This is a genomic window from Mesorhizobium sangaii, assembly GCF_014207355.1.
GTDB classification, from domain to species: Bacteria; Pseudomonadota; Alphaproteobacteria; order Rhizobiales; family Rhizobiaceae; genus Mesorhizobium; species Mesorhizobium sangaii.
Window position 1 is genome coordinate 151,201 of sequence record NZ_JACHEF010000006.1, and the last position, 13,246, is coordinate 164,446.

The following is a 13,246-nucleotide window of genomic DNA, read 5'->3' on the forward strand; positions in this document are numbered from 1 at the left end:
ATGCTGGAGACCATCAGACCCATGAAGACGGCAGACGCCAGGGACGCCCTCCTTGAACCATTACGGAAAGCTGAATCCGAGAAGCGCGGACGCAAGGCCTCGAAGGAGGTCAGGCAGCTTCAACTCATCGAGGCGACGATCGATTCACTGGCCAAGCGCGGCTATTCGGAGACGACGATGGCCGATGTCGCCGACGGCGCGGGCCTGTCGCGCGGCATCGTCAATTTCCATTTCGAGAGCAAGGAAAAACTGCTCATAGCGACCTTGCAGCACATGTATGACGAGTATTCGGCGCATTGGCGCAATGCCCTTCAGAAGGCGGGCGATGATCCGGCTCGGCAACTCCAGGCGCTGGTCGCGGCCGATTTCGACCGCTCGATCTGCAACAAGCGCAAGCTCGCCGCCTGGTGCGCCTTCTGGGGCGAGGCCAAGTCGCGGCCGACCTATCAGGCGCTGAGCAGTGCCCGCGATGCCGTCTACCAAAACATCTTCATCGACCTTTGCGCGGCGCTGAAGCAGAGCGGCGACTACGCCTATGAGCCGCAGGTCATGGCGCTGGCACTCAGTGCCATGACCGAGGGGTTGTGGCTGCGGTTGATGATGGGCACCGAGGACACCACCCGTGAAACCGCTCTGCAGGCGGCCAATGAATTCCTGTCGGCGGCATTCCCCAAACATTATCCGTTGAAGGCGGCTGGCGCGGCGAAACCATAAGAAAACCACAGAGGATGGAACGGCAATGAAGACACTGACAAGACGCCTGACATTGACCTTGGTGCTGGCTGGAACGCTGGCGGCGTCGGCCGCCGCATTTGCGGTCGCCGCCGACAAGGACTTGATCGTGTTCGACTGGTCCGGCTACGAAGACCCGAGCTTCCACCCGAAATATGTCGAGAAGAACGGCGACTCGCCGACCTTCGCCTTCTTCGGCGACGAGGACGAGGCGTTCGAGAAGGTTCGTTCCGGCTTCAAGGCCGATCTCGGCCATCCCTGCTCGCAGAGCGTGGTGAAATGGCGCGAGGCGGGCCTGCTGCAGCCGCTCGACACGTCGAAGATCACGGGCTGGAAGGACCTCAATCCCGGCATCATGGCGATGAAGGATCTTGCCACCACGCCGGACGGCAAGGCGTGGTTCATGCCTTGGGATTGGGGCAACACGCAGCTCACCTACAACACCTCCAAGATCGACGCCAAGGACGTGCAATCGCTGAAGGCGTTCGCCGATCCCAAGTTCAAGGGCAGGGTGTCGATCGGCGACAATGTCGACGACGCCTATGCGCTGGCGAGCCTCGCCATCGGCCTCAAGGACTGGACCAAGATGACCGACGACCAGTTCAAGCAGGCGTCGGATTTCCTGCGCCAGGTGCACAAAAACGTGCGCTCCTACTGGACCGACACCACCGACGTCGTGCAGTTGCTGAGCGGCGGGGAGGTCGACCTCGCCTGGGCATGGAATGACGCGACGGTGCAGTCGGTGGCGGCCGGTGTGCCGATCATGTCCAAGAAGGACACCGACGAAGGCATATCGACCTGGGTCTGCGGCTACGTGCTGTTCAAGGACGCGCCCGGCAATATCGACAAGGCCTATGACTATCTGAATGCCGTCAACGATCCGGAGACCGCCAAGGTACTGGTCAAGGACTGGGGCTATGGCCAGGCCAACGCCAAGGGCATGGCCGGCGTCGATCAGGCAGTGCTGAAGGAAAAGGGTTATGACGACGTGCAGAAATTCGTCGACAAGACGCTGTTCCAGTCGCCGGTGCCATCCGACCTCAAGCTCAAGATGATCGCCGAATTCGAGAAGATCAAAGCCGGCTATTGAGCCTGTCTCGCCTGTCCGTCCGCCCGTCGACATGGCGGGCGGGCGGGCTCGCCAAAGCAGCCGAATTCTCCTAACCTGGCAGTAGCCTTTTTCGCGACGGGGGAGTTTCGTGCCATGAAATCAGCGCTACGCCGCCTTGCCCTTGCCGCCGCGTGTTTGATAGGCGCAGGCTCCGTCTATGCCTTGGCGCAAGGCGGCGGCGACCTCGTGGTGTTCGACTGGTCGGGCTATGAAGATCCGCTGCTGCACCCCACCTACGCTGCCAAATACGGCGCCGAGCCGACCTTCGCTTTCTTTGGCGACGAGGACGAGGCCTTCGAGAAGATGCGGGCAGGCTTCAGGGCCGATATCGCCCACCCCTGTTCGCAAAGCGTGGTCAAGTGGCGCGAGGCCGGCATGCTGCAGCCGCTCGACACCTCCAGGATCGCCGGCTGGAAGGATCTCAATCCCGGCATCATGGCGATGAAGGATCTCGCCACCACCGCCGATGGCAAGGCCTGGTTCATGCCGTTCGACTGGGGCAACACCTCGCTGCTCTACCGCACCGACAAGGTGACTGCCGGACAGGCGCAGTCGCTCAGGATTTTTGCCGATCCCAAGTTCAAAGGCCGCGTCACCATCGGTGACAATGTCGACGACGCCTATGCGCTGGCGAGCCTCGTCATCGGCCTCAACGACTGGACCAAGATGACCGACGCGCAGTTCCAGGAGGCATCCGCCTTCCTGCGCGATGTGCACAAGAACATCCGCTTCTACTGGACCGACGACACCGATCTCAACCAGGCCTTTATCGGCAACGAGGTCGATCTGGTCTGGGGCTGGAACGAGACCTTTGTGACGCTGAAGGGTCAAGGCATGCCGATCGCCATGAACCGCGACACCAAGGAAGGCATTTCGACCTGGGTGTGCGGCTATGTGCTGATGAAGGATGCGCCGGGCAGGCTCGACGAAGCCTATGATTTCTTGAACTCCGTCAATGCACCCGCCGTGTCGGACTATTTGGTCAAGACCTTCGGCTACGGCCATGGCAATGGCGCAGGCATGGCTGCCATCGACCACACGGTGCTGGTCGACCGCGGCTTCGACAATCTCGACAAATTCCTCGACAAGACGCTGTTCCAGCAACCGGTGCCACCAGCGCTCAAGCAGCGCATGGTGGCCGAGTTCGAGAAGATCAAGGCCGGCTATTGACGAGCGAACCGGAAAGAACCGTCGTCGTCGTCGTCGGTGCCGGTTTCACCGGCCTGTCGGCAGCGCTCGAGCTGAAGGCAGCCGGTATCGACTTCCTGCTGCTCGAGGCGCGCGACCGCGTCGGGGGACGCGTCGAAGCCAGACAGAACGGGCTTGGCGAGCGCATCGACAGCGGCGGCCAATTCCTGTGCGAGGACATGCCGGAGCTGATGGCCCTGGTCGCGGCGCGCGGCAAGACGCTGGTCGAGACTTATCTGGATGGCGACTTCGTCGCCCAACCGGCGATGTCCGCCCGGGAGGCGGAACGAACATATGCCGGCTCGATGGCGATCCGCGACCGCATGAATACGATCGCGCCGGATGATCCGGCGAATGCCGGCCTGACCGTCGCCACATGGCTCGATGGCCAGAATGATCCTGACGACGCCAAGGCGGTGTTCCGCTCGATGATCGAAGGCCTGTGGTGTCAGGCTCTGGAAAAACTGCCGTTGTGGCACTTGATCGACAATGACCGGCGCATCACCAACGAGGTGACGGAGCTGCAGTATTTCGTGCGCGAAACCATGCCTTCGCTGGCCGGCGACCTGGCCCGCGATCTCGGCGATCGGCTGCGGTTGAGCACAGCGGTCATGGCGATCGAACATGGGCCGGGAAGGGTCCGTATCGTATCGGCGGCGGGTATCATCGAGGCACGGACGGTGTTGATCGCCGTGCCGCCGACGATGGCCGCGAAACTGGATTTTGCGCCACCGTTGCCGACTGGCTTGCAAAGAGCTCTGGCGGTCTGGCAAAGCGGGGCGGTGATCAAGGTGCTGGTGCGCTTTCCCACCGCCTTCTGGCGCGACCACGGCCTCAGCGGCATGGTGATGTGGCGCGACCTGCCGGGGCTTTTTGCCTGTGATGTCAGCAAGGACGACGATCACGCGGCGTTGGTCGTCTTCGTCGGCGGGCCGCTGGCCTTGCGCTGGCGCGAACTCGGCGATGCGGCACTGCGCGCCGAAATAGCGAAAAGGCTGGTGGAGGCCTTGGGGCCCGAGGCGGGCGACATCCTCGATCTCAGCTATCGCGACTGGACGGATGACCGCTGGAGCGGCGGCGCCTACAGCGATCTCATCATCGATGCGACGGCAACCGACACGGAGCGCACGCTTCTCACCGGCGCAGCGCCAGTGCATTTCGCCAGTTCGGAACTGTCGCCGTCATTTCCAGGCTATGTCGAGGGCGCCATCGTTGCCGGGCGCATCGCGGCGCGCAAGATCATGGCCGATCTTCAGTCGGCCATCGCCACCAGCGCCTCCGGATCGTAGGCAAGGCGGATCGAGGTGCCGACCGGGATGTCGTCGGCGCCGAAATCGTTGGTCTCGGTCACCGACAGCGGCTTTTCCAGGCCCGGGATATCGACGATCAAATGCGTGATCTCGCCGAAATAGTGGCGTTCGACCACTTTGCCGGCGACCTCGAACTTCGCCGTCGCATTGTCCCATAGCACGCGCAGGCGTTCCGGCCGGATGCCGAGCGTGGCTGCGCCACCATTGCGCACGAAGGCCTTGGGCTTGTCGGTCTTGACGCGGCCGAAGCCCAGCGTGTCGACAACCAGCGAAGCGCTATTTTCCTCGACGATCTCAGCCTTGACGAAGTTCATGCCGCCGAGGAAGTCGGCGACCTGGCGATTGACCGGCCGCTGGTAGATTTCCTTGGGTGAGGCGACCTGCGCGATCTTGCCGCCGAACATCACGGCGATGCGGTCGGACATGGCGAGCGCCTCATACTGGTCGTGGGTGACCAGCACGAAGGTGATGCCGACGGCCTGCTGCAGGCGGCGCAGTTCGACCTGCATCTGCTCGCGCAGTTTCTTGTCGAGCGCCGACAGCGGCTCGTCGAGCAGCAGCACCTTGGGCCGCATGACCAGCGCACGGGCGAGCGCCACGCGTTGGCGCTGGCCGCCGGAAAGTTCGGTTGCCAGGCGCTTGCCTAGCCCGGTCAACGACACCTGGGCCAGCGCTTCCTCGACACGCCGCTTTTCTTCGCCGCCCTGTAGCTTGAGCCGCTTCAGCCCATAGGCGACGTTCTGCTCGACATTGAGATGCGGGAAGATCGCATAGCTCTGGAACACCATGTTGGTCGGCCGGCGATTGGCCGGGATGCCTTCCATCGGCTGGCCGCCGACCGAGATCGAGCCGCTGGTCGGATTGTCGAAGCCGGCGATCATGCGCAGCAGCGTGGTCTTGCCGCAGCCGGATGGACCGAGCAGCGAAAAGAATTCGCCCTCCCTGATGGTCAAGGAGGCGTCGTCGAGCGCCTTGAACGCGCCGTAGCTGCGGGTGACGTTGCGGATCTCGATCATCGCTCGTTCGGGCCTCGACCGGTCTTCCTGGGGGCGCTCGACCTTGGGCAGGTCGATCTGCGGCTGCTCAGGCATAGAGGCCTCCCTCGTTCTGGGTGCGTCTGGCCGCGCGGCGACGCAGGATTTCGGCAATTGTCATCAGCAGGAAGGAGGCAACCAGCAACAGCGTGCCGAGCGCCAGCACACCGGGCAATTTCGCCGCGAAACGCAGCTGGCCCCAGATGTAGATCGGCAGCGTTGCCTCTGTCCCGGTGAGGAAGAAGGCGATGATGAACTCGTCCAGCGAAATGGTGAAGCAGACCAGCAGGCTGGAGATGATCGCCGGCGCCACCATCGGCAGCGTCACCCGCCGGAAAGTGCCGAAGGCGCTTTCACCGAGATCGGCGGAGGCTTCCTCCAGGCTGCGGTCGAAGCCCTCGAAGCCGGAGGTCAGCACCGTCATCGAATAGGGGATGCAGACCAGGACATGGCCGAGCACGACGGTGAATAGCGACAGGCTCAAGCCGAGCTGCAGCATCACCAGCAGCATCGAGATGGCGACGATCACTTCGGGTAGGACCAGCGGCGCCATGATCAGGCCGTTGATGGTGCGGCGGCCGGGATAGCGGTAGCGGGTGATCGAGCGGGCGGCGAGGATGCCGAGCACCGTGGAGAGGATCGCAGCCGACACGCCGACGATCAAGCTGTTCCAGGCGGCGTCGAGCAATGCCGGGGTGCGGGGCAGGTCCTCGTACCAATGCAAGGTGAAGCCGGAGAGTGGGAACTTCGGCGTCGCTGCCGTGTTGATCGAGAAGATCGGCAGGAAGATGACCGGCAGGTAGAGAAACACGACGTAGAGAAACGCGTAGGCCGGCAGCCAGCCGCCCGACAGGAAGCGCCGCACCGCCGTCATCGCGCCAGCCTCTGCAGAGCGCGGATGATGAGGACCGTGGCGCCCGCCATCAGCGTCACGATCAGCATGGTGGTAACGGACAGGGCCGCGCCCAGCGGCCAGTTGGAGGCCTTGCCGAACTGCGCCTGGATGGCATTGGCGATCATGACGCCGTCCTTGCCGCCAACCAGTTTCGGCGTGACATAGTCGCCGACGGTCGGGATCATGACGATCAGCGCCGCCGAGATGACGCCTGGCGCCGACAACGGCAATGTCACGCGCAGGAAAGACCGCAGCGGGCCGTCACCGAGATCGGTGGCTGCTTCGACCAGCGTGCGGTCGACCTTTTCCAGCGAGACAAAGATCGGCAGGATGGCGAAGGCCGCCCAGGCATGGGTGAGCGTGATGATGACGGCGCTGGAATTGTAGAGCAGCGCGGTCGACGGTTCATCGATGATGCCAAGACCCATCAGGCCCGAATTCAGGACGCCGTTGTAGCCGAGGATGACCTTCCACGACATGACGCGCAGCAGATAGCTGGTCCAGAACGGGATGGTGATGAGGAACAGCCACAGGCTCTTGTGGCGCCCGCCGTGGAAGGAAATGAAGTAGGCGATCGGGTAGGCCAGGATGACCGTGAACAGGCTGACCGTCAGCGAGATGTAGAGCGAGCGCCATAACAGATCGCGGTAGATCGGCTCGGTCAGCGCGATGCGGTAGTTTTCCAGCGTGAAGGTGCGGTCGATGGTCAGGTAGTTCTGCGTCCAGAAGGAGTGGGCGATGACCACCAGGATCGGCAGGACGAGAAGGATGAGCGCGTAGAGAAAGGTCGGGCTGATCAGGGCAAAGCCCTGTACAGGTTCGGATTGGAGAAGGGCATTTCGTCTGGCCCGCGTCATGCGCAACGGGGACGACCCTTCCGCCGCCGCCGTCATTGCAGGGCTCCGGGTGTGATCTCGGTTGCTGGCCTGGACTGTCCCGCCATGCGGCATCCCATTGTGCTGGCGCCGGCGCCTGTTCCCAATTTGTTTTGGCTTGCCGGCTTTCTTTGATCATGCGCGCATCCGCCGATTGAAATCAAGCGCTATTTCTGTAATATTGATTGAACGGACATTCAAAATGAAGTGAAGAAAGCCGCCATTTCCGGCATTCGACGCTGAATTTCATGCCCGAGAAAAATCAGACGAGATGATACGGAGGCGATTGTGGCTGCTGTGAGAGATCTGAGGGCGAGCGAAGCGGCTGATATCGGCGATGATGCCGTCGAGCTGGCCAAGCGCCACCTCATCCAGCCCTGGCCCTATGCTGGTTCGGTCGGTGCCGAGGCGCGCGCGTTGATCGGGGAAGGCGACGGCATCTACATCACCGACAGCACCGGCAAGCGGCTGATCGACGGGCCCGCGGGCATGTGGTGCGTCAATGTCGGCCACCGCCGCGAAGAGCTCGCCAGGGTGATGTACGACCAGGCGATGGCGCTGTCCTACAACACGCCGTGGTACACGATGAACGCGCCATCGGCGGAACTCGCCAAGCGCATCGCCGGCCACGCGCCAGGCGATCTCAGCCACGTCTTCTACACCACCGGCGGCTCGTCGGCCGTCGAGACGGCGCTGCGCTTCATGCAGTTCTACAACAATGTGCGCGGCCGCCCGGAAAAGAAACTGATCCTGAGCCGGGGCGGCGCCTATCACGGCTCGACCTATCTGTCGGCCTCGCTCAACGGCCGACCGCGCGACCGCGACTGGATGGATGGCGCCGACGAACTGGTGATCAAGCTGTCTTCGCCCGATCCGTTCCGCCGCCCGCACGGCATGAGCCTTGCCGCCTTCACGGATTTCCTGGTCGATCAGTTCCTCGACACGGTCGCCCGTGTCGGCGCTGAAAAGATCGGCGCCTTTGTCGGCGAGCCGGTGCAGGCGTCCGGCGGCGTCGTCGTGCCGCCCGACGGCTACCTCAAGCGCATCCGCCAGATCTGCCGCGACAACGACATCCTCTATGTCTCCGACGAGGTGGTGACGGCCTTCGGCCGGCTTGGCCATGTCTTCGCCTCGGGCGACATGTTCGGCATCGATCCCGACATGATCACCTTCGCCAAGGGCGTCACCTCGGGCTATTTCCCGCTCGGCGGCGTCATCATCTCGGAGCGGCTGCTGGAAGAATTGCGCCGTTCGAACCATCCCGACGCGTTGTTCGGCCACGGCCTGACCTACACCAGCCATCCCGTCGGCTGCGCCGTGGCGCTGAAAAACCTCGACCTGCTGGAAGAAGGCGTGCTTGCCCATACGCAGGACGTCGCGCCCTATTTCCAGGCACAGCTGAAGACGCTGGAAGAGCTGCCGCTGGTCGGCGAGGTGCGTGGCCTCGGGCTGATGGGCTGCGTCGAATGCGTGGCCGACCGCGAAAGCAAGGATCCGCTGCAGCTCGACAAGGATGTCGGCAAGCGCATCGATGCCCATTGCCATGAACTCGGCTTGCTGGTTCGCCCATTGATCAACATGTGCGTGATGTCGCCGCCGCTGGTCATCACGCGCGAGCAGATCGACGACATGGTCGGCATCTTGCGCGAGGGCATTTCGCGCACGATGGATGATCTGAGGAAAGAAGGCGTGTGGCGGGGGTAGTTCCCTTCTCCCCGTTTCACGGGGAGAGGGCTCTCTCATCGCCGTATGCCCTAAGATCGCGACCTGAGCGCGTCGTTTAGATTCCACATGTCCTTCTCCTCGGGCGCGGTTTCCAGACCCAGCACCGGCAGCATCTTGCGCAGGTGGTCGTGATGCGTGCGCACGCCATATTCGAGGTCCGAGAGATAAAAGCCCTCGAAGGCCTCGGACAGCATGGATTCGTTCGACCACACCGAAAGCTGGACGTCCTCCGACATGGTGTCGCGATCAATGCGGAAGGAGAGGTAGCGAGCGGCGGCCTGCTCGCGGCTCTCGTCGCGGTAGCGGTAGATGGCGCCGCGCAGCAGGGTCTGCCCGGTCGACAGCGGGAACTCCTGATAGAACTGCACCGATTCCGGCATCACCGAAATGACCGCATTGGGGAAGATGCCGTAATAGACCCAGGCCTTCTTCAGATAGTCGGGCAGATGTGTCGGCTCGGGCGCGATCTTGACATAGTTCTTGACGCTCCAGCGGCGGCCGGCATGCGGGTTGTAGGTGGCAAAGGAGCGTGACACGCCGTTGATGAACGGCTCGTCGAAATAGGTGGCGCCATAGAGATCCTGAAGTGCTGGATGCGCCATGGCGACGTGATAGCCCTCATTGTCGACATCGCGCACCGACTTCCAGTTGACCGGCGTCTTCTGGGTCCAGATGCCCCAGGAGGGCACCATGTCGGCGGCGTTGTAATGCGCGAATTCTGGCTCGATCGGCTTCATCAGCTCGGCGACCGAAGGCTGCGGCCCGCCATTGCGGAAGCGGATGAAGATAAAACCCATCCACACTTCCAGGTCGAGCGGCATCAAGCCGAACTCGGTCTTGTCGAGGTCGGGGAAAGAACGCGGGCGCGCGGCACCGCGCAGCGTGCCGTCGAGGTTGTAGACCCAGCCGTGGAACGGGCAAACCAGCGCATTCTTGCAATTGCCCTGGCTGTCGGCGACGACGCGGCTGCCGCGGTGGCGGCACATGTTGTTGAAGCCCCGCACGACGCCATCCTTGCCGCGCACGATCAAGGCGCGCTCGCCGACCACATCCATGGTCAGGTAATCGCCGGCATTCGGAATATCCGAGACATGACCGACGATCTGCCAGTGGTTGCGGAAGACGTGCTCCTTCTCGAGTTCGAGAAGGGCATCGGAATGGTAACTCCAACCCGGCAGTCCCCGCCGGTCCCAATCGTTGGGGATCGCCACGTCACGGAGGTGCGGGTTCATAAAACGTCTCTTCTTTTTATTGAATACTCATTCAATAAAAGCATATTTTGCATTGAAATGCAATGGCTTGTGCAAACACGAAGGTTTCCGGGGCGGAATCTTGATGTCGTCTGGAGCCAGAATCCGCGCGGCTGTCGGCCCGGAAAATCCCGGAGAATCCGGGTGTTAGTCACGTTTTCAGGGACACTGTCCCGGCACGACTTTGCGAGGCGGACGGAGCGGCGGACAAAACGCCTTGCGGGGGCGGGAACGGGCTTGCCGGTCGTCGGCTTGGGCCGCACTGCGGCGGCGCTTGGCCAGAGCAATCAGGGCCGGAATCGGGCGAAGACTCATTCTTCGAGGGATGAGCAAAACGCTGTGACCGGTTTTGCCCGATTCTGCCCGAAACACTGTTTCAGGGCGGTTACATTGTCAGACTTGCGCCACCCTAGCCCGGTTACACAGTGCGGCTAAGTTCGTTTCATCACCAAAAAGAAACTCAGCGAAGGGAACGGCGATGTATGCGAAAATCAAAACGACCCGTGGCGAGCACCTCCTCCAGGCTCCAGAGCGCGATGACCGCCGTCCGAAACTGGCGCTGCGCCAGCAGGCCAGCGACCATCCCATGGCGATGTTCATTCTGCTGGCTGCTTGCGCCTTCATCGGCATGGCGTTCGCGCCGACAGTCGGGCCGGCCTTCGCTTCGTTGAATCCGCCAGCCAACCTCGTCGACGGCGCGCAGACGACGACCAGGACCGCGCGTCTGCCGATGCCGACGATCGACTTCGCCTGCAAGGGCCAGGCCTGGGGCGCCGAAAGCATGGATTGCCTGCGCGCCATCGCCGAGCAGTCAGGAGCGCACAAGATCCGCGCGATCCGAATGATCGCCAACGCCGCGCCGTTGACCAGCACGCCGAACGTTTTCTGATTTTTGTCAAAGCCTGATCCCGAAACCGGTTCCCTCTTTGGGATCATGCTCTGACCTCCCCCGAGCGCTCCCTCCAGCGCGCTCTTCTTCGGCCCCCTGCCACGAGCCCGGCTGGGGGCCTCTTTTTATCCTTTCAATGCCGCCTGTTCGGCAATGGCGGACAGCACGCTGCGTACATCCAGCGTGCTGAACGGCTTTTCCAGGATCTGCGGCCGCTGCTGCGCCGGCAAAGCCTCGATTTCGGCCTTCGCGCCGATCAGGTCGCCTGTGACCAGCACGAAACGCTGCGCCAGGTCAGGCCTTTCGGCCAGCAGCTCGCGATAGATCGATATGCCGCTGATGCCGGGCATGCGCAGGTCAGAAAAGACGATATCGGGCGGCATGTGGCCGCCCAAGGTGGCGGTGCCTGATTCCCAGACGGGTGCAATCCGCGACTTGATGCCCATCAATTCGAGAATGTCGGACAGCGAGCCGGCGACATCCGGCTCGTCGTCGATGATCAAGGCGTGGCGCAAGCCGCTCGAGCGCGGCTGGTTCTCGCCGGCGCCGGCGGCGCCGGCCACAATGGCCGGCAGCTGGACCACGAAACGTGCTCCCCTCGGGACAACTTCCTCGAACCAGACACTGCCATTGTGCCGCTCGATGATCGATTTCGAGATCGACAGGCCGATGCCGGTGCCGACGCCGACCGGCTTGGTGGTGAAATAGGATTCGAAGATGCGGCCGCGGATCGCTTCCGGCACGCCGGGCCCATTGTCCTCGACCGAGAAGCCGGGGTTGCTCCGGTCGCCGCGGAACGTCCGCACCTTGATCAGCCGGTCGCCGGCAATGCCGGCCAATGCATGCTGGCTGTTGATGAGGAAGTTGGCCGCCACCTGCGTCACGTGGTCGGCGTCGGCCATGGCCAGCAGCGGGCCGGCGGCGAAATCGGTGTCGATGATGATGCCGCTTGACCGCGCGCCATAGGCGGTCACCTCGAGGGCCGCACGGATCACCTGGTTGAGGTCGGTCTCGGCCTGGGCTGCGGGATGAAGGCGGACCATCGACAGGAAGCTCTTGACGATGCGGCCGCAACGCTCGGCGGCGGCACGCACTTTCTCGGCACGCACCTTGGTCTGTGGATCGGAGGCGAATTCGTGCAGCAGCGTCGATTGCGCCACCACCACGGCCAGCGGGTTGTTGAGCTCGTGTGAGACGCCGGCCAGCAACGAACCCATCGCCGCCATCTTCTCATTCTGGTGCAGCTTCTCGCGCTGGCGACCAATCTCCTCCTCGGCGCGCAATTTGTCGCGCAGGTCGCGGATCGAGCCGAAGATCAGGCGGCGGTCGGCGACCCGCATCTCGGTTGCCGTCAGCTCGATCGGGAACACCTCGCCGGCGGCGTTCTGGGTAACCGTCTCGAGCCGTTGGCCGACCATCGGCGCGCCGCGGCCGGACATGTATTCGGCGCCCGACGAATAACCCTTGCGGTAGTATTCCGGCACGACGGTGTCGAGCAGGTCCTTGCCGAGGATGTCGCTGCGCATGAAGCCGAACATCTTTTCGGCGGCCGGGTTGAACTCGATGATCGAGCCGGTCTCGTCGATGACGATGATGGCATCGAGCGAGGCCTGCAGCATGGTGCGGCGAATGACTTCGCTGGCATGGGCGTCGGAGGGCGATCTTTCGATGGCGTCGCCGATGGCGAGCGCGATGATGTGCAGCGTCGCCTCTTCCTCGTCGGTCCACTCACGCTCGTCGACGCAGTCATTGACGGCCAGCGTGCCCCACAGATGGCCATGCGCGAAGACCGACACCGACAGGAACGACTTGATGTTCTGCTTTTCGAAGTCGGTTCTCAGGAAGCCTTCGAGATCGCGCGTGTGACCGGCGAAGATCTTGCCTTGCCGCTCATCCTCGGCCACCCGCTCCAGCAGCGGATCCGAATTGACGACCGACTGCATGATGACGGTTGGGGATGCCAGTTCTCCGCCGAAGTCGGGGTCGATCCAGTAGGCGGCGACCGATTGGGCGAAACCCTGGCCGGGCAGTTCGCGCAAGCGAAACAGGATGCCGCGCTGGCATTCGGTGGCCCGGCAGAGCGTTTCCAGGATGCCCTCCATCTCGCGCTGCCAGTCGCCGGCCTCGCGCAGCCGGCGAACGACGCGCACGGCTGCCATCGCTGCGCCCTGCCTGAACCCTTGCACATCCGTGTTTGCTGCTTCAGCGGTCATCTTCTGCCGTCATTCCAGGGCCAG

At 63.0% G+C, this 13,246-nt stretch carries 11 protein-coding genes; 6 read left to right on the forward strand and 5 right to left on the reverse strand.

Going from position 1 to position 13,246, the window contains the following annotated elements; translation table 11 throughout:
- From betI to HNQ71_RS26300, 4 genes are all read left to right on the forward strand, one after another.
- Complete coding sequence (betI, locus tag HNQ71_RS26285; protein WP_184875875.1) at positions 1-714, forward strand: transcriptional regulator BetI; 714 nt, start codon at positions 1-3, stop codon at positions 712-714.
- A 25-nt stretch (positions 715-739) separates the two neighbouring features.
- Positions 740-1,822, forward strand: a complete 1,083-nt coding sequence (locus tag HNQ71_RS26290) for an ABC transporter substrate-binding protein (RefSeq protein WP_184875877.1) — start codon at positions 740-742, stop codon at positions 1,820-1,822.
- A gap of 114 nt (positions 1,823-1,936) precedes the next feature.
- Positions 1,937-3,013, forward strand: a complete 1,077-nt coding sequence (locus tag HNQ71_RS26295; RefSeq protein WP_184875879.1) for an extracellular solute-binding protein — start codon at positions 1,937-1,939, stop codon at positions 3,011-3,013.
- Entirely contained in the window at positions 3,010-4,320 is a 1,311-nt protein-coding gene (locus HNQ71_RS26300; protein WP_184875881.1) for a flavin monoamine oxidase family protein, read from the forward strand. Before HNQ71_RS26295 ends, HNQ71_RS26300 begins: the two co-directional genes overlap by 4 nt.
- Here HNQ71_RS26300 and HNQ71_RS26305 read toward each other — a convergent pair.
- The 3 genes from HNQ71_RS26305 to HNQ71_RS26315 form a co-directional block, all read right to left on the reverse strand.
- Positions 4,284-5,357 carry an ABC transporter ATP-binding protein gene (locus HNQ71_RS26305; RefSeq protein WP_184876345.1) on the reverse strand — a complete coding sequence of 358 codons (1,074 nt, stop codon included), beginning with the start codon at positions 5,355-5,357 and terminating at the stop codon, positions 4,284-4,286. The two genes, HNQ71_RS26300 and HNQ71_RS26305, sit on opposite strands and share 37 nt — an antisense overlap.
- 67 nt (positions 5,358-5,424) lie before the next feature.
- Complete coding sequence (locus tag HNQ71_RS26310; RefSeq protein ID WP_184875882.1) at positions 5,425-6,249, reverse strand: ABC transporter permease; 825 nt, start codon at positions 6,247-6,249, stop codon at positions 5,425-5,427.
- Positions 6,246-7,163: an ABC transporter permease gene (locus HNQ71_RS26315; protein WP_184875884.1), complete on the reverse strand. Its 918-nt coding sequence runs from the start codon at positions 7,161-7,163 to the stop codon at positions 6,246-6,248. Before HNQ71_RS26315 ends, HNQ71_RS26310 begins: the two co-directional genes overlap by 4 nt.
- Before the next feature lie 270 nt (positions 7,164-7,433).
- Between HNQ71_RS26315 and HNQ71_RS26320 the strand changes: the two genes are divergently transcribed.
- Positions 7,434-8,849: an aminotransferase gene (locus HNQ71_RS26320; RefSeq protein WP_184875886.1), complete on the forward strand. Its 1,416-nt coding sequence runs from the start codon at positions 7,434-7,436 to the stop codon at positions 8,847-8,849.
- 50 nt (positions 8,850-8,899) lie between these two features.
- Here the strand turns inward: HNQ71_RS26320 and HNQ71_RS26325 are convergent, their stop codons facing one another.
- A complete protein-coding gene (locus HNQ71_RS26325; RefSeq protein WP_184875888.1) occupies positions 8,900-10,102 on the reverse strand; it encodes an aromatic ring-hydroxylating oxygenase subunit alpha in 1,203 nt (400 codons plus the stop codon).
- A gap of 496 nt (positions 10,103-10,598) precedes the next feature.
- Between HNQ71_RS26325 and HNQ71_RS26330 the strand changes: the two genes are divergently transcribed.
- Positions 10,599-11,009 (forward strand): hypothetical protein, encoded by a 411-nt coding sequence (locus HNQ71_RS26330; protein WP_184875890.1) that lies wholly within the window; start codon positions 10,599-10,601, stop codon positions 11,007-11,009.
- 125 nt (positions 11,010-11,134) lie between these two features.
- Here the strand turns inward: HNQ71_RS26330 and HNQ71_RS26335 are convergent, their stop codons facing one another.
- Positions 11,135-13,222 carry a PAS domain S-box protein gene (locus tag HNQ71_RS26335; protein ID WP_184875892.1) on the reverse strand — a complete coding sequence of 696 codons (2,088 nt, stop codon included), beginning with the start codon at positions 13,220-13,222 and terminating at the stop codon, positions 11,135-11,137.
- Positions 13,223-13,246: the final 24 nt, after the last annotated feature.

Coding starts and splice junctions, on each gene's coding strand:
- betI (WP_184875875.1), top strand. CDS start 1: ATGCTGGAGACCATCAGACCCATGAAGACGGCAGACGCCAGGGACGCC.
- HNQ71_RS26290 (WP_184875877.1), top strand. CDS start 740: ATGAAGACACTGACAAGACGCCTGACATTGACCTTGGTGCTGGCTGGA.
- HNQ71_RS26295 (WP_184875879.1), top strand. CDS start 1,937: ATGAAATCAGCGCTACGCCGCCTTGCCCTTGCCGCCGCGTGTTTGATA.
- HNQ71_RS26305 (WP_184876345.1), bottom strand. CDS start 5,357: ATGATCGAGATCCGCAACGTCACCCGCAGCTACGGCGCGTTCAAGGCG.
- HNQ71_RS26310 (WP_184875882.1), bottom strand. CDS start 6,249: ATGACGGCGGTGCGGCGCTTCCTGTCGGGCGGCTGGCTGCCGGCCTAC.
- HNQ71_RS26315 (WP_184875884.1), bottom strand. CDS start 7,163: ATGACGGCGGCGGCGGAAGGGTCGTCCCCGTTGCGCATGACGCGGGCC.
- HNQ71_RS26325 (WP_184875888.1), bottom strand. CDS start 10,102: ATGAACCCGCACCTCCGTGACGTGGCGATCCCCAACGATTGGGACCGG.
- HNQ71_RS26330 (WP_184875890.1), top strand. CDS start 10,599: ATGTATGCGAAAATCAAAACGACCCGTGGCGAGCACCTCCTCCAGGCT.
- HNQ71_RS26335 (WP_184875892.1), bottom strand. CDS start 13,222: ATGACCGCTGAAGCAGCAAACACGGATGTGCAAGGGTTCAGGCAGGGC.